This is a genomic window from Butyrivibrio sp. (genome assembly GCF_017635265.1).
GTDB lineage: Bacteria > Bacillota > Clostridia > Lachnospirales > Lachnospiraceae > Butyrivibrio.
In genome coordinates this window covers 131,207-148,440 of sequence record NZ_JAGBLU010000091.1, presented here as the reverse complement: position 1 = coordinate 148,440, position 17,234 = coordinate 131,207, and the positions used below count along the sequence as shown (strand labels likewise).

Sequence of the window (17,234 nt, the reverse complement as noted above, 5' to 3'; positions counted from 1 at the left end):
TCCTCTTATTCAGTAATAGTCACTTCAAATGGAGCAAGTGGCGTTCCTGTCTCATTTTCAACAAGTCCCCCGTGATAAGTATTTTCGCAGCACCATTTGAGTTTTACATTTTTGCCATCACTATTCATTTTAACAAAAATCTTATCACCCAAAAGAGCTGCTTCTGCGTTTTCTCTTTTTCCATCTTCATACTCAAGATAAAAATCCTTTAATTCGCTTCCCTTACCCTCATCAGCTACAATCAGCTCTCCTGCATGTCCAAGCTTTATCTCAATCAGGATCTCGCTATCCTCTGTTACCTTTTTGATGCTCTCTATTTCCGGCCCCTTATATTCTGCGCCATATCCATATTTCATATGCGCTGCCCAAAGAGCCATTCTCTCGCCGATTGGCTCTTTCCTGGTCGGATGAAGATCGTTATCCTCACCAAGTCCAAGAGTCACAACAAGTCCGGTCATGGGAATATCAAGAATCCTGTTCTGAATAAGTCTGAACTTTCCCCAATCATCGGTGCATGGAAGCTGATCAATCACAAAGTTCGGAAGCTGAACTGCAATAAACGGAAGATTCTCATCATTCCACAGTTTCCTGTATCCAAGTATCATTCTCTTAGTGAGATCCGCATAATCATACTGTGGAAGTTCAACATTACTCTCACCCTGATACCATACCACTCCATCAATAGGATAGTTCTTGCATGGTGCTGTCATGCCGTTAAAAAGACCTGTAGCTTTCCAGTTCACAAAATCTGTAGGCTTTATCCTCTCACAACTTGCAGCAACCTTGTATTTATATGTTCCGTTCAGATAAACTGTTGCATCTGAATTAAAAATCTTCAGTTCTTTACCCGGTGTAAATCTTCCAAGACCGTTTTCCACACAAAGCCTTATTACAACTTCATTGTCATTTTCTCTTGTAAGTCCTTCGGGGATATCGTATTTACGCGGCGGATACTGATATGCAGTCTCTCCAACCTTTTGACCGTTTACAAAAACAGTATCGCTGTCCACCATGGTTCCCAAAAAGAGCCTTGCAGCTTTTCCCGCAAGCTCCTTTGGCAGGTCGAACTTCTTTCTAAACCACACAGAGCCAATAAATCCATCAAGGTCCGTGCCCTTAAAAAATCCCGGAACCTCAAAATTTCCCCAGTCACTATCATCTGTATCCATACTCTGCCAGTTATTTTTTATACCCTCATCGCTCTGATAAAGTGCATTTCTCCAGGCATCACCATTTTCTATATTCCCGGCAATCTGTCCATCATAGAAAGCTTTATCAGCATAGTGATCAGCCTCTTCCAAAAGCTCATCATATCCCTCAAGCATCTCTCTGCCCATCCAGCCAAATATCCTTGAGCCCCCAAGGCTTGCATTGATTATTCCGATAGTCTGCCCTGTAAGCTTTTGAAGGTGTTTGGCAAAAAAGTAGCCTACTGCCGAGAAGTCCATGATTGTATCATGCCTAACCAAAGTCCAGCTTCCGGTGTGATGTTCCTCAAAAGGTCCACAGTATGATGTTTCCTCAACTATTTTGAAAGTACGTATCCTGTCATTTTCATCATTTTTTACAACCTCAGGATACCGGTCTTTACATCTGGTAAGAGGCAGCTCCATGTTGGACTGGCCTGAACAAAGCCACACAAGTCCAAGCATTACATCCCTGACAACTATTCTTTCACCCTTATCATCACTTACCACAAGTTCGTACGGACCTCCGCTTTCCCTTGCAGGCAAATATATATCAAACCTTCCGTTCGAATCAGTAATTCCACTTACTTCATCCTTTTCAAGAACAGCTGTGACCTTTGCTCCCGGCTCATCCCAGCCCCATATATGAATGCTTTTTCGTCTCTGAATAACTGCTCCATCAGACAGTAAACGCGATAATCTTAAAGTAGACATAATAGTAACCTTTCCTACTGATATTTATTTCGATTATACTTTGCATTATCAAAATCATGCATCATTATAAATGCGAATAACTCCCCAGTTATTGCTTGCATTCAAAATGCAAAAACCTGCAACAGGCAAGTGCCTGCCGCAGGTCTCTATTATTCTCTCACAGCTTTACCTTGATGATAATATGTATAATCAAAAGCTAATCAGATATTCTCCCTTTCATCCTTAAGTACCCTGTCTACAAAGTCATTCATTGACTCGTGTGCCAGGCGACGGAAGTTCATCACATGTATACTGGTAGGTGGATCATAGTTAATGCCTGCATCCTGAATAGTTCTTTCAAACACTTCAATTGCCAGCTTACTTCTAATGTTGGTAAAGATCAAAAAGTCGCCATTATTCATGTGAATCACCAAAGCTCCCTCTGGAATGTTTAACTTAATAATATTATAAAGCTGATCCTTGTGCATTGGAGCTTTTACTATAAAAGCACACCCCTCTTGAATTTTTTCTCTTTCTATATATTTTAGAATAAAGTCAAGAGCTTCTTCTGTGTATGCTCTCGACTCGTCGTCCAGATATTTTTTCCTCATTTTTAAAGGAATATAAGTAATTAAAATCGAAACCGACGCAAAAAGGCCTAATGCTCCAGAGAAAAAAGTCTCACCTATGATTACTCCAAGAAGCCATGAAACGACGAAAAAATCAAGTCGCAGGAATACTGGTTCCATTCGCTTTCGGTGATGGTCCCTGATTATTACAAATCCACCAATAATGTAGGATAAAGTCAGAACAGCCTCAATAATCAGGTACGGAATAACAAGCCATTGGTAATCAAAAGTATCCTGAAATGCCCAGTTCATCCGTCCTCTACTCATATTGTATTCGACGGTTATGATAACAATCTCAAAAAAAATCAGAAGTATAAAAGGTCCAACAGCTGTTATCACATGCCCTTTGATTCGTTCCATGTCTCTGTTAACATAGTAGTCCAGAAAAAGCATCCAGATTAGAGCATATAGCAGATAAATAATGTCAGGTGAATATAGCATAAATCTGCTTAAATAACTATTGTCTTTAACATCATTATAAAAAAGGATCAAAATGCCATAGCCTATCAGAATAAGATTCATAATGCACAGCAAAACAAAAAGTTTATCCTCAAAATATTTGCTTTTTAGCCCCGAACCGTTACGATGCATATCCCAGATGACATATGTAAGTATCACCAAAGAAATAAGGGATGTTAAAACAGTAATAACTATATTAAGTTCTCTTGCTAATGCTTCAGCTAAACTAACCATGCACTTTCTTCTCCGACAGTTACTATAATAAATATGAATATTTACCAAGGGTATCAAGTGAAAACTTCACAGATGAGCTCTTTGAAAGTTCTATCCAGATTGCATATATCAAGTGCTTCATAGACAACTTTTCCTCCTGAAAAGCCGCTTTAGAGCACGCATTTAAGAATACTGTCTTTATGATACTACCGGTAAATTCTTTAAATTGTATAGTAAGATATTCCACATCGATTTCCTCGTGTGGCACTTTATCTGTGATAAGGCTCTCCCAAATCTGCCTTCTAACATCATCATCCGGCATATCAAAGTGGATAACATACCTTATTCTACGCATAAATGCAGGATCAATATTTCCTTTGATATTAGTAGCCATAACCACAATCCCACTGTAAGCTTCTATTCTCTGGAGAAGATACGAAACCTCATTGTTGGAATACTTATCCTGAGCATCTTTTACTTCTCCCCTTCTTCCAAATATGGAATCTGCCTCATCAAAAAACAACACTACATTTGTCTTTTCAGCAAAAGAGAACACTCTCTCCAGATTCTTTTCCGTCTCTCCTATATACTTGTCCACAAGATTGGACAAATTCACATGATAAAGAGGAATTCCAAGTTCCCCGGCTATGGCATTTGCAGTCATGGTCTTGCCGGTTCCCGGTGGTCCCGATAAAAGTATGCTTGTGGCGCAACCATAGCTGTATTCATTCTTGAGCTCCCACTCATCAAAAACCTTGTGGGATACAGTGACGCTACCTATTGCGTCCTCAATGGTGGAGCGAAGCTTTTTATCCAGTTTCACATCACTTAATCTGGTTTTCGAAAAAACAATTTGGCCGAGCCGATGCGAATCAGCTATTCCGGCACAATTAAGCGATAACTTTGAAAGCATTATACTTCTGTCCGCCGCATCCTTTTCAGCTATATCCATAAGTCCTCTCGCCATACGGCTGGTCTCACTGGGATTTAGATGATATCTCATAGCAGCCTCATTGGGATTGATATCCAACTTCAAAAGCCTGACAAACCCATTCCAAAGAAGTTTTCTCTCATCAAAAGTCGGAATGTTGTCAAGATCTATCATCCTGAACTCTCCTCCATCCATGTCAGGTAAAAGACGTACCTGCAGGTCACAGCACATAACAAGCATAATCTGATTATCAAGAATATATGAGATGATACTTTTTCTCAAGATATCCAGCTTATCCTCACTGCCACCTTCCAAAAGCTTATCTGAAAGCCCGTAAAGGCAAATCATTGATTTCTGATAAAGAGCTTCTCTTATAAGGACATTCCTTGTAAGAAAGAACCTCTCGCCCATAGCATTTTTTACCTCATTTACATTTAGAAAAAGCACTTTCTTCCCAAGTTTCTTTCCTATATGCTTTGCTAAAAAGCGCCTTCCACCTTTCCCGGAAAGCTGTAGCACTTTCCCTCCATTTTCAAAAAAAGAAACACCTCTTTTGATGATCTCATTTCTTATAAAACTCTCATGTAGCTCTTCCTCAGGAGAAAAAAGATAACCATAAAGTGATACTTTATTTCCTATGCTATCATCTCCCGATAAAAAACCCATGGTTCTGTCATCAAGGCTAATTTCCTGATACATTACTGGTGATTTATTGAGATCAATGCCAAAAAACAAGGATAAAGCCCCACTTCTTTTCAAAACTCTGCTTTCGTCAGGAAAGGGCTCTTCCTCTATAAGACAGGCAAGCTTAAGGCATATGCCAAAACCAAAAAACTTCTCAAGATATCTTTTAAACTCAGGATAATAAAAACCACAAATCGCCAAATCCACAAGGCTTCGCACTATTTCATCCGCCTTTAGCATATCGAGAAGTTCAAAGTAACGTCTTGCCTCCATGCACGAATAATCGCCTCTCCCACTATCATGGCGTGCCTCTTCATCCGCCCAGTTCTTCATTGCCTTTTCGTTACAGTTTTCTGCCATACCAAGGAAAGCCGGAAAATCCGAAAGGGAATTTCTGACACCCTTTTTTGTAAGATACATATCACATCGTATAACTATAAGTACTGCTATAGCCTCAAGGTAGGTCATCCTAATACCCCTTTACCCGCTTATGGACTGCATCAGAACAGCTCTCCAGTTGCCTGGAGCTCCTACTGCCTCAAATAGTCTTTCAAGTTTTATCAAGGCACGGTATTCTGCAAATGTCATACCCTCTTCATAAGGAATAATATTATTAAGCGTTTTTACTGCCAGTGACTGCTGTGCCGGAGAATCGGCTTTTTTGGTTACAAGTGCGTGAAGGTCTATGGCCATAAACACCCTGGATAAATCCGTCAGATAGTGCTTATTATTAATTCCTGTTTCCTCCTTAAGGACCTTATCAAAGCCTGAAAGCGAATCATAATCCCCGTTGCCTAATATATCATTTACTATGCTCTTTCTTTGTCTCCAGCCCTGGAACTTATCAGCAAAAAAGCTGATTGCATCTACAACCTTTGATGCCAGCTTAAAAGGGAAACTTATAGGATTAAACCACGCTGCAACTTCATTAAGTCCCGTAAGATTTCCGGCAAGATTAACTCCTTTAGAAACCACATCAAAGCCCGCCTTAATTCCTTCTCTCCTGTTTTGAACCCTTGAAAGTGACAAAAAGAACTGACTTTGAGAATTCTTGCTTACAGCCTCCCCAAGTTTTCTTCTCTCCTCATCATCTGAATTATTTCTAAAATCATCAAGGGCTGTACTTAAATCTTTTTCACTTTTCCTTATCTGTACGTGATTATAAATGGAAACTGCGGCTTTAATGGCCGAGATAAGTCCTCCCACAGCATCTCTTATAATAGCCATAATAGAAACAGTAGATGCAAATACATCCTTACTAATGTCAGAGAGAATGCTAACTACATTATTTCCAAACTTCAAAAAGAGCTCCAGCAGTTTAAGAGTGTTTGCAGCTTTCTTTCCCTTCTCTGCCCTGGTCTTTTTGATAGTATCAACAATATCGGTCAGTACTTTTATAGTTTTAAAAACTGTAGAAAGAGACCCTACAAGAGGAAGCTCACCAAGACCGAGACCTCCACTAATATCAGAAGCCGCTACAATTCCGTCTAAAACAGTGTTGACGGAACTCAAACTCGCATCCTCTCCCAAGCCCATAATTCCATTTTGTAAATCTTCAATACTTGCAAAGCTTTTATCAATAATTACTGCATCCTTATCCCCCTGAATGGAGGATGACACATCATTGGTCACTCCTATAGCACTATCCACTAATCCGGCAATGTTGCCGTTTAACGCATTCTGTCCCAAATTTGTGAGCGAAAAGAATCCATCTCTTTTGGCCATAAACTTATCCTGCCCGCCAAATTCAAGTTCTTTTTTCTCAACATACTTTATGTCATCATTATCATATCCGTCATATCTTGCATAATGCTGAATTGTAGCGGCGTTGACATGCCTAAAGAAATCAGAACGCCTTATCTGAGTTCTGACAGTCTCCATATTGGCCGCTTCCTTCCAGCTGGGGTGTTTTGTTATTTCCGGGTCATTTTGATCCATTACCAGATTATTATCCCCGGATACAAATTTGCCATTCAGAACAAAGCCGTTTACATCTCTGTCACCTTTTTTTACTGTGTATATCCTGGCTGATTTATTTGAAAAAAGATATTTACCTGTGCGATCCTTCTCATCAATAGTCAGATTAAGATTCTCCAGTTCCTGAACATTTTTTTGAAAATCCAGAACATCCGGAGCATCATCAGTTTTTTCCTGATTTCTTGCAGCATAGCCTGTAAAATCACTCAGTACCTTGATTCTTCTTCTGGGAGCAATATTTACAGCATCCTGCTCATCTGTGACAGAATGGACATTTTCATCCCCAAAAGCTTCTGTTGATATTTTGGTGTGAAACTTTAATCTGCCTGCAGTATCGACACGGTTAGTAGAACTCTCATCTTTAAGCGCTCTGGCTTCATCAAATACCATTGCGATATGATGATCTCTGGTATATGGATTGCCTGCCCCGCCTCCATTAGGCATAAGAACATTGATGTAATTTGTTATAGCAGTATTATCATAGCAACCAACGTACTCAGCTATGTCCTTGGCATAAACATCTTTTTCTGGATCATAGCCTTCATCGCCGGTTCTCTTGAACCCTATATTATCAACGTCTCTTGACATGGCATAGTACATCATGGCCACTTTATCATATTGATCATACAGCGGCTTATAGGTATTTTCTTTATAATCCTTAAGCGTGTTATCCCATTCCTGCGACGCTCTCCTAATATACTCAATCCTGTTTTCAGCACTCTTTCTCTTGCTATTTAATCTTGAGGCCCTATACATACGCCTTAATCCCGTACCGGTAAATATGGACCTGGCAAGGCTTACAGGATGATGTTCATAATAATCAAGGTTTTGCTGCGCCTGTTCAAACTGCCTGAGGTTTTCCGTACTGCCACCATTGGAAGCCGCATCTTTGTAAGGACTTAGTATATTTTTGGCTTCTGAAGCCCCGGTAATTCCAGACCTGACCATTGCTACCTCATAGGCAGCAAGAGCAAGATGATAGTTCTGAACAGCAATCATTGCACTATTAATGGCTCCCTGCATGCTGTTTTCAAAATGGCTCCGATGTTTATCGGCCATTTCATTTGCCGCATCCAAAGAGTCCTGATTAGTCCTTTTTAGTTGTTCTTTAAGTGTTTGTCTGACACCCCCAGCAACAGCTTCCTGCTGCTGTATTTCTTCATCGCTCTTTTGGGCGCCTCCCATATAGGACATATTATCGGCATCAAACCCATCCATAGCAGGAAGGCTTTCAGTATCACTGATAAAGCCACTTTCAAAGGTCATCTTTTTTGGTGCCGTTGTTTTGGTTTCAGGTCCGGGCATGGCATTTCCTCACTTTTACTGACTAAGCAAGCTTGTCCACTATATCGGCTAGCTTTTTAGCGCGTTCCTCAAGATTTTCGAAATCTTGAATTGTTTTCAGATATCTAAGGTATTCATCCATGGTTACCAGTTCATTTCCGTTTGCAATGAACATGACCATATCAGCAAAAATATCCAGCTGCTCATAAACGGTTCCCAAAAAGAACCTGACATTTTCCACTTCGCCCTCAAGACAGTCTGTATTTATAGGCATACGATAGCTCATAAATATCTGTCCAAGAGGCATATAAAGGCAGAAATTTCCAATGGATGGGTATTCTCCACTAGCTATTACAGTATTCAGCTGATTAAGAGCAAAGGTTACATCTTTGTAAAGCTCTTTATCAATGTCTTTAGCCAGCGTAATATGAAATCTCATAACAGGATAAGGAAGGTCACTTCCATTTTGTGCTCCCTCAAGACATACCTCAAGGATTGCAGCTGATCCTCCAACTCCAAGATTCGTTAACATTCCTCTAATAACATCGTCTTTAACATCTGTTTCCTCACAAAGACTACCCACATCCTTTTGTACAGCTTCCAAAAACTCGTTAACGTCCATTAATCCCCCTTAAAAAGTTCTTCGAAATCATCATCCCTTTTTAGCTGGAAAGCCGGTATAAAAAGTATTGCCAAACAAAGTCCAATGCTGGTGAAGCTTAGCATAAACAGCCACAAAGCTGCTCCTCCTCTCTTGGTAAATATATCCGTAAGTCTGATCTGTTTTCCAGCCTTTCCCGCAGAATCATAATTCGTAAGGACTCCGGAAACAGTGGTCATCGAAGCTTCTCCCAAAGTTTTTTCCGGAGAAATAATAACTGTATAATCAGCGCCTTCTGAAATATCAAATTGTACAATACCGTTTTCATCTACCACAGAACTCCCTGCTTCCACCAACTCCTTTTCTTTAGAATCATACTTGTACAAAACAGCATTCATTCCGGCATTGAGGCTATTAACAGGAACGCTGATAACAGAATCAAAGCCAAGTTCTCCTGTAACTGAGGTTGAAAATTCCACATGGGGATAAACATCTGCTACTTCGCTTATTACTACATCAGGAATATTCCTGCTGCCAAGTTTAACTTCCATATCTTTGTCAGATAACTTGACTTTTATGGTCTCCGGCTTGATTTCCCACTTGATACCATCAGGCATGCGAAGTCTCACCGCCATGTCCATTCCCTTGATTATTTCGAAAAAGCTCGCAGGAACCTGGCTGGTCCCTGACATTTCTATTTCCACTACACCTACACCATCAGCGGAAGAAAGAGCCTTAGAGACATTATCCCATCCGGAGGTTTTAGCTTCTCCTATAAGAACTTTACCGGTGGCATCCGCAATGTACGGATCCCGCTTAATGACGTAGTTCTCAATCCTTGATGCCGGTGTTTCTGTTTGGGTTTCTGTCTTCTTTGGTGCTTTAGACGGACTTACAGAAGATGCTGATCCTGAACCCGCAATTCCGTTTGGCGCTGCCGTAAGGCTTGAATTTGAATTAGAGGAACCGGCCTGCGATACTCCCGAATTAGAAGAATTGTTACCTGCTGTAGTACTGCTTTCTTCTCCCTTTACAGCTACAGATTTAATGTCACTGATATTTCCTGCCCTGTCCACTGCAGCCATAAAAAATTTATAATTTTTTGAAGCATCAAGCCCTGTAACTTTATATGAAGCTCCATATATATCGTCCTCAGACTTAGCGGTCTCTATGTAGATTCCGTTATTAAAGATATCTTCCTTGGTAGGTGCATAGGTATCTTCATCAGAGGTTTCTTTATATATTAACTTAAATCTGTTGACTCCACTCTCAGCATCCTTAGCTGCCAGAACCACATTGTATTCTCCACTGTTTCCTGTAGCAATAACTCTTTGAGCCTGCATCACCGGTAAAACAGTGTCATAATAAATGGCGCCGGTGGAGATATAGCCCGCATTTCCTGCCTTATCATAAATTGCTATAAAAACATAGTTTTTCTTGCTTTTAATAAAGTTAATCTCTTCCCCGGATGTATAGATTCTCCACTTGAGGTTATTCTCACTCATATAAGCTTTCATATTCTCAATTGAAGAATTAAATGTATCTGTGACAACATAGCTAATGTAATCAATCCCTGAATTGCCACCAACATCATTAGAAGCATTGTCCTCAGCGCTTATGCTGACAGAAGGATTACTATTGGTATAAAATACTGTCTCACTCTTTTGGGTAACAGAACTACTGGAATAATCCCCCATTGAAAATTTTCCCGTAGGGGCGGTCCTGTCAATACGAATCGTCATACTATAGGTTTTTAAAGGATTAGCTGTATTATTCTCATCTTGAAAATCAAGAGTCAGCGTTGTGGTTCCATTATCTGTCACTTTAAAGTATTTCTGATAGTCCGTCTTTCCTGTAGCCGCGATCTTATAACCACTTGCGCTTATGACAACGTCTGTATTGTACCACTGTTTGTACGCCTCACCGTTATAAAGAATATCCAGATCTATATTCTCTTTGTATATTCCACCTTCAATGCTACTTATATCGCTTATATTCCCTGCTTCGTCCCCCGCTACCACATAGAAAATATATGCAACATCAACTTCAAGATCAGAAATATCATAGCTTGCGGAATATGAATTTCCGGATATGGTAATTTGATCCCCTTCAACCTTCTGACCCTCATTCCAAACTGTATCCTTGGAAGGGGCGTCCTGATAAGATTTGCTATAATATACACCAAAACCTGCAACCCCGGATTCTAAATCTGTGGCTGTAAATGTAAGCGTTATTTTATCTGATGATGTATTTTTACTTAAATTGTCTACTGTTGGCGCTGTTGTATCAGTGTTTTGGGGATCATAGCCACACAGAGAGCAGATTCCCTCGTCACCCAGCTCATCACAGGTCTCTGTAACCTCATAGTCACAAAGTGCACAGGTTATAGTATGCGTGCCATCTTCATTTGAGGAATATACATATTGATGCTCATGCTCTGTAGTATTTGTTGCGCTTGCATTACTTGTATCGCCTGTATTACTTGTTGCGGCTGTGCTACTCGTTGCGGCTGAATTGCTTGTTGCAGCTGAACTGCTTGTTGCGCCAGTATTACTTGTATCGCCGGTACTGCCTGTTGCGGCTGAATTGCTTGCTGCGCCTAAATTATTTGTATTTAATATATTACTTGTTGCAACTGAAAAACTTGTAACGAAAGTATCACTTGTTGCATCTATGTTTTCTGAAGACTCAGGCACGTTGCCACATTTTGTACAAGCACCATTTTCTCCATCGCTGTCACAGGCTTCCACATTGCTGTAATCACAGCCGGAGCATGTCACGATATGGGAATTATCTCCATTATAGGCATATTTATAGTCATGTTCATCATGTGTAGTGACGTTTGGCTCAACAACATCCGATTCTCCATCTTCCTCCTCACTATCAGCTATATTACTGCTATCTGACGTCATTTCCGGATCATCCTCCGTGGCATAAGCTACTAATGTCCCTATACCGGATGCTGTACTTAGCACTGATAGTATAAGTAATCCTATCAATACCTTTTTTGCCCCGGATTTGAGATTGTTAAGTCTTTTTCTAATTCTCATAGCGCCACCCTCATACTAAAACCCAAAAATACATAATTCGGTTATCTACATCCTTCATTAATACTTCGGCAAGATCTTCTTTTTTTTAACCGTTTCTTAAAAACCTATCATCCAGTTCTTCATCCGGTGCCTCAACCTTATCCTGAAATTCTTTTGGAAAACTGTTTTTACTTGTCTCTTTAGCTATCAGATATCTTGTAAAAAGATATCCGGTATTACCATCTGATGTAACACAATAGCACCATTCATTTCCGGGTTTTAAAATATAGCCTTTCGAACCCTTGGGAAGTTTTGCCAGTATCTCAGCGTCGGTACTTGGCTGCTCTCTAAGTCTTAAACTTGTCTCCATAGTATCTGTGGTATAGGTGTAATACTTAATTTCAACCTGACTTTGAGTCTCAGCTTCTGCAGCAGGCTCTTCCTCTGTATTTGGCTCTTTCTCTGTAACAGTCTCCGGTTCATCATCAAATTCTTCAGTCTCAGCTTCTTTAGCTGCCTTAAGATCCTCATGAATGGCCATTGTCTGCTCAGTTACTGCGTCCTGAATACCCTCTTCTCTCTCCGTCAGAACATCTTCATGCAAATCATTGTCCAGATCAATATCATGTTCCTTATCATTAAGCTTCCAGGTATAGTCAGAGCTTCTGTCAAAAACAGAAAAATCACCATCCAAAATAAGAATTGATCCTAAAGCTACCACTATAAAAAATATAAAAAGCAATGAAAAAACTCTTTGATTATGTCTCATGCATTCCCCTTTTCCCAATATCAGACAGTTGGTAATTGGATATAAATACCCATTCCGTTTCCCTGTGGACTTCTCGCATAAATTGTGCCCCCATAATGCTCTACTATAGCTTTTGCCTGAGTAAGTCCGAGCCCATTTCCGCTTATTCTGTTGGAACCCTGATAATTTAACTCAAAGATATGCTTTGTTTCATCCTCAGGAAGTCCCTTTCCGGTGTCCTTAAGGACTATAAAAATATCATCACCTACAGTAGAAATAGTGATCACCAGATTGCCCGCAGTCTGCATATATTTAATAGAGTTATCTATTATATTTCTGAACATAACAAGCAGTCTGTTACCTGAAGCTTTAACCATAAGCTTGTCGAAAGAACTTGATATAGTTACACGAAGTCCCACTTCTTTTGCTTCCTTATCCAACTCGGCCACGGCTCTTTTTGCTATTTCAACAATATCAACTTCTGACTGCTCATCATCCTCAGGAGGCATAAGACTTTCATATTTCATTCTTTCAGCCTTTTTGACTTCAATGGACACCTCCTCCAGTTTCTTTGCAGTCATATCCTTTTCTGCTTCCATGTCGGTAAGTTTTTTCGACAGTTCCTCGCTTTGACCACGCAGATTTCCTATCTCTGTGTCTTTTTCACTTATAAGGATCTCATAATCTCCAACAATCTGTTCCTTCTCAGCCTTTAAAAGCCCTATTTCCTGTTGAAAATGCTCTGCTCCTGTATAGTCCTTGTGCGTTTTGTAGCACAGATAGGCAAAGTAAGAAATACATAGTGAAAAGAGTAAGAACACCACCACTATAAGTGTCAGACTAAAATAGAAAAATCCAATAATTGTAATTACATACAATACACATGCCGCTGCCAACGACCACTTCTGTTCCTTCGACATTTTTTATGCTCCCTTACGCTCTTTTTTCTGAATACTATCAAGATTGATTCTTCTAACTCCGCTCCCTCCCATGGACAACTGATCATGAGTAGCCATTACAACTGTCGTCCCCTGGTTATTTATTACTTTAAGGAGCCTGTTTATTTCTATAGATGAAGCAGGATCAAGATTTCCTGTGGGCTCATCCACCAGTAGTACCTTAGGATTATTTATGATAGCCCTTGCAAGACATACTTTCTGCTGTTCACCACCACTCATCTGCCTTGGAAACCTCTTATGCAGATGATCAATTCCAAGCATAGTCAGAATATTGGTGATCTTTCGCACTGCATCTTTTCCCGCTCCTCCGGTAGCAATGATTGTAGTATACAGATTGTCGTATACACATAAGTCCGGAATCAGCCTAAAATCCTGAAACACAACACCTATCCCTCTCCTGTAATAGGGAATCTGAGCCTTAGTTATGGATGATAGTCTTTGCCCATCCACAATTATTTCTCCTCCATCGGGTTCTATCTCTTTAAGAAGAAGTTTAAGAAGCGTCGTTTTTCCGGAACCACTTTCTCCCGTTACTACCACAAACTCCCCGTCCTCTATCTGCTCAGAAAAATCTCTGTGAACAGTAATCATTCCATCTTCAGTCATATATCTTTTAGTGATGTTGTAAAAACGTATCATTTTGCTTCACCGCCTTCCGACACCTACACCAAAGTTATCGCTCCATCATAAATAGATTCCTTATCAAGAACAACGTGCTTTTCAGCCGGTATGCTTGCGTTAATATCCAGATAATTATTGCCGTCTATGACAGCCTCTCTTTCCATCTGCATAAGTTTTACCTTGACTCTCACAGGCTTAAACTGATCTAACATAAAAAGAATCTGATGTCTTAGCTGTTCTGTAAGCTTCTTATCAATAAGTATCGTTATATTCAGAAATTCGCCATTTGTAAGGCGATTCTCATACAAAACATATTTCTGGCCCAACATAATTTCCAAAACACGCTCAATGGCCCACTTTGTTCCCTTCATTCGGCTAAGCTGATAGGCCTCTTTAACAATTGTTCTCATGGTATCTGTAGAAAGTCCGCCTCCACTTATATTGATTCCAAACCAGGAAGCATACATCTCCAGCTGTTCAGGTAAGCATTTATCCAAATCCAGCATTTCGTAAAGTTTCTCATTTTGCTCACTCATATCATTGTAGATACTTGAGAAAATGGATAGATATCTGTGGAAAAAGCTGTTTCTGTCCTGATATACTTCAGGGAAAGATCCCATGAAGTTGTCGCCCCTTACACCAATCCTCATTTTCCCTATATGAGCTTTTCCTCCTCCAATCATCTCCACCGCTACAAAGAGATATCTACCCTTCAGATCATACAAAAGAAAGTCATCAGTATTTACAAATCTCTTAGCCCCAAGGTTGTTTATCAAAGTCATCTTTCTGTCACGACTAATTTCGTCACTGCAAAGATAATCACTAATATTAATATTCTCTTTTCCCTCAAATGACGTGGTCAGGAAGTTGGTTGCCGCCACGTATATATAGCAAATCAATTCCTCTGAAAGCTTAAGATCGCAGGTAAAGCGCCCCCATAAAGCATCATCCGCCAATCCGTCAATTTCTCTCAAGTATAGAAAATGCCCGTTTTTTGATTGATCGAATCTGAGCGTATCTCTGCCTTCAATGTTAAAACCGGATATGAAGGCCTGTTTTATTCTGTTATTTTTTATCGAATACCAAATATCATATGCCATGAAAAAACCTATGCTCCTGCTTATTTATCTGATATAACAACTTCCAGCTGTATGTCTCCGGGATAGCATAAGACATCATATCTGGGGATTATGTCATATTCTTTGAGTGTTGCCAGCTTACTATTTTCCGAGAAAAAGCTCAGATTATATACATAATCAACGCAGTCCAAATTTTCTATTGCACTAAAGACATCCTCAAACAATAGGGCATCTCCAAAATTTCTGTCAGAATTTATGTAATCGATCTGTTGCCTGATTTTCTCCTCTACCTGACTGTAAGTATCTGCATAATGTCTTTTTACATACACTGTACACTTGACACCTATTGCAACAAACGACGGCTTTATTATGGAAAAGCTTGTAGTTATCAGTCTTCTTTCCTCTAGCCTCTCGCTTATTTTTTTTACATAGATGTCGGATAATTTAGGAAACTGTTCATCGCAGTCCATCAGTACAACTACCTTGACATTATTGTTAAAAGCTGAAGGTACAGCTTTTACCTTTCTGATGCACAGTCCGGGAGTCGTCTTTACAATATATTCGTAATCCTCTGCAGTAATCGCTCTGTATACCTGTCTAACATCTTTTTGAAATCTCTCTTTTACCTGCTCGAGATTTTCTCTATAGCAGCCTCCCGTTCCGGGTCCCGGATTATAAAAGCCATCTGTAATCCCTCTGTTTTCTTCTATCGACAGATAATTTCCTGCACTTATATTTCCTCTGTCGCCACTCATAACAGCGACACTTCCCATAAAAAGATCCGCATCAATATAGTCACCTGGATCTTCAATGATTATTTTTCCGTCTCCCTCTAAAAGGTGATAGTATAAATCTCCATCATTTTTCTTTTCCGGTCTCACGAAATCATAATAATATCCCTCTGCATCCTTTCTTCTTGCTATGAGAAAGAAAGTCTCGTTCACAACCTTTTTTACCGGAAGCTCTATTTCCTGGTCGTCATACCCGATAACCTTTCCAACGTTATACCTACGCATTATTTCTTCACTATAGATGATTACCCTGACACATTCCTTGCCTTTTAAAGGCCGGAATCCAAAATTTTCCTCCGAAAAGCTAAAAATTACGGAGCCATCATCCGTCTCTGAAATATTGCAGTATCTTCCGTTTCCCTCAGTCCCTCTGGTAAGTTCATATCTTCTGTAGGAAGAACCCTTTTTTTCTTTGCCAAATACCAGATAATAAACATCCCTGCCCAGAGGTGATGTTACTCTAACTTTGTCATTTTTGTTAAAGGTCTGAGAAAATGACTTGGTATCTTTTTGCCAGACTTCAAACAGGAAACTGAAAATATGCGTCATTTTGGGAACAATGTCATAATCAGCTCTTGTAAGTGTGGCTCTTATGCAATAGCCTTTAACATTTGCAACCTCATAGACTTTAAGTTTGTCCTGAGGAAGTGTAAGCCTTATCTCTCCGGAATTTATAAAGGCCGATGTAAAATCTCTTACATGCATCTTTGTAAAGCCTTTATCGGTGTAGCATTCCCATTCAATATCAGCAAAAATATGTTCCTGCCTATCCTCAGTCTTATTTCTCCTTTCATTTTCCACCATTTTTATGTAGAAAATGATCTCATTTAAATCGCTGGGATTCCCCTCCATAATGAAGTACAGGCTGTTTCCTGCTTTAGGCTTTTCGCCAAATATCCTGGCAGAAACATTAATTTCCCTATCCAAAAGGTAAGTTAAATCTTTAAATTCATCTCCCTGCTGCGCAAAAACTCCGGTAATCCTGCTTTGTCCCACAGAAGTTTCCTTTGTAGTCTCAAAGCACAAATCTCCCAGAAAAAATCTCTCTCCGTTTCTTAGTAGCATTGGTTCTTCAAGCTGATCAGCAGATAAAAGAAGTTTTGAACACTTACTTCTTGTAGGAAGAAACCCTGCCATCTTTAAAAGTGCCATCTTAGCTCTGTAGTCAACAGTAACAATCTCTTCCCCCTGCAGAGCCGAAAAAGCAGTCATGTTCTCCAGGATAGTAATACCGGGATCCGATGGATTATAGTTCGTCCACTCTGAGCTCCTTACCGGAATCTCGTTCATTACATCCACTATTCGTTCTTCGTAAATCCTGCTCCTTAATTCTTCAACACTCAACATAT

11 protein-coding genes are annotated in these 17,234 nt (G+C 39.9%); all 11 read right to left on the bottom strand.

Going from position 1 to position 17,234, the window contains the following annotated elements:
- Window positions 1-5: 5 nt before the first annotated feature.
- The 11 genes from J6O61_RS10775 to J6O61_RS10725 all read right to left on the bottom strand — a co-directional run bounded on the left by J6O61_RS10775 (window position 6) and on the right by J6O61_RS10725 (window position 17,232).
- The gene (locus J6O61_RS10775) at window positions 6-1,901 is read right to left on the bottom strand and encodes a sialate O-acetylesterase (protein WP_292212919.1); all 1,896 of its coding nucleotides are present in this window, start codon (window positions 1,899-1,901) and stop codon (window positions 6-8) included.
- Window positions 1,902-2,101: 200 nt separating this feature from the next.
- The gene (locus J6O61_RS10770) at window positions 2,102-3,202 is read right to left on the bottom strand and encodes a hypothetical protein (RefSeq protein ID WP_292212916.1); all 1,101 of its coding nucleotides are present in this window, start codon (window positions 3,200-3,202) and stop codon (window positions 2,102-2,104) included.
- Window positions 3,203-3,224: 22 nt separating this feature from the next.
- Window positions 3,225-5,264: an ATP-binding protein gene (locus J6O61_RS10765; protein ID WP_292212914.1), complete on the bottom strand. Its 2,040-nt coding sequence runs from the start codon at window positions 5,262-5,264 to the stop codon at window positions 3,225-3,227.
- A gap of 12 nt (window positions 5,265-5,276) precedes the next feature.
- Window positions 5,277-8,078, bottom strand: a complete 2,802-nt coding sequence (locus J6O61_RS10760) for a hypothetical protein (RefSeq protein ID WP_292212912.1) — start codon at window positions 8,076-8,078, stop codon at window positions 5,277-5,279.
- Between the two features lie 22 nt (window positions 8,079-8,100).
- Window positions 8,101-8,679, bottom strand: a complete 579-nt coding sequence (locus J6O61_RS10755) for a hypothetical protein (RefSeq protein WP_292212909.1) — start codon at window positions 8,677-8,679, stop codon at window positions 8,101-8,103.
- Entirely contained in the window at window positions 8,679-11,708 is a 3,030-nt protein-coding gene (locus tag J6O61_RS10750; protein ID WP_292212906.1) for a hypothetical protein, read from the bottom strand. The genes J6O61_RS10755 and J6O61_RS10750 overlap by 1 nt, the downstream gene beginning before the upstream one ends.
- An 85-nt stretch (window positions 11,709-11,793) precedes the next feature.
- Entirely contained in the window at window positions 11,794-12,408 is a 615-nt protein-coding gene (locus J6O61_RS10745) for an SH3 domain-containing protein (RefSeq protein WP_292212903.1), read from the bottom strand.
- A 68-nt stretch (window positions 12,409-12,476) separates the two neighbouring features.
- Window positions 12,477-13,355: a sensor histidine kinase gene (locus J6O61_RS10740; RefSeq protein ID WP_292212900.1), complete on the bottom strand. Its 879-nt coding sequence runs from the start codon at window positions 13,353-13,355 to the stop codon at window positions 12,477-12,479.
- Window positions 13,356-13,358: 3 nt separating this feature from the next.
- Entirely contained in the window at window positions 13,359-14,033 is a 675-nt protein-coding gene (locus J6O61_RS10735; RefSeq protein ID WP_292212897.1) for a cell division ATP-binding protein FtsE, read from the bottom strand.
- Between the two features lie 23 nt (window positions 14,034-14,056).
- Window positions 14,057-15,115 (bottom strand): phage tail protein, encoded by a 1,059-nt coding sequence (locus J6O61_RS10730; RefSeq protein WP_292212895.1) that lies wholly within the window; start codon window positions 15,113-15,115, stop codon window positions 14,057-14,059.
- Window positions 15,116-15,135: 20 nt separating this feature from the next.
- Window positions 15,136-17,232 (bottom strand): baseplate J/gp47 family protein, encoded by a 2,097-nt coding sequence (locus tag J6O61_RS10725; protein ID WP_292212893.1) that lies wholly within the window; start codon window positions 17,230-17,232, stop codon window positions 15,136-15,138.
- Window positions 17,233-17,234 lie beyond the last annotated feature (2 nt).

Bases quoted from the DNA above. Each gene is read 5' to 3' on its own strand.
- J6O61_RS10730 (WP_292212895.1), bottom strand. From the start codon at position 15,115: ATGGCATATGATATTTGGTATTCGATAAAAAATAACAGAATAAAACAG.
- J6O61_RS10740 (WP_292212900.1), bottom strand. From the start codon at position 13,355: ATGTCGAAGGAACAGAAGTGGTCGTTGGCAGCGGCATGTGTATTGTAT.
- J6O61_RS10725 (WP_292212893.1), bottom strand. From the start codon at position 17,232: ATGTTGAGTGTTGAAGAATTAAGGAGCAGGATTTACGAAGAACGAATA.
- J6O61_RS10775 (WP_292212919.1), bottom strand. From the start codon at position 1,901: ATGTCTACTTTAAGATTATCGCGTTTACTGTCTGATGGAGCAGTTATT.
- J6O61_RS10760 (WP_292212912.1), bottom strand. From the start codon at position 8,078: ATGCCCGGACCTGAAACCAAAACAACGGCACCAAAAAAGATGACCTTT.
- J6O61_RS10735 (WP_292212897.1), bottom strand. From the start codon at position 14,033: ATGATACGTTTTTACAACATCACTAAAAGATATATGACTGAAGATGGA.
- J6O61_RS10765 (WP_292212914.1), bottom strand. From the start codon at position 5,264: ATGACCTACCTTGAGGCTATAGCAGTACTTATAGTTATACGATGTGAT.
- J6O61_RS10770 (WP_292212916.1), bottom strand. From the start codon at position 3,202: ATGGTTAGTTTAGCTGAAGCATTAGCAAGAGAACTTAATATAGTTATT.
- J6O61_RS10750 (WP_292212906.1), bottom strand. From the start codon at position 11,708: ATGAGAATTAGAAAAAGACTTAACAATCTCAAATCCGGGGCAAAAAAG.
- J6O61_RS10755 (WP_292212909.1), bottom strand. From the start codon at position 8,679: ATGGACGTTAACGAGTTTTTGGAAGCTGTACAAAAGGATGTGGGTAGT.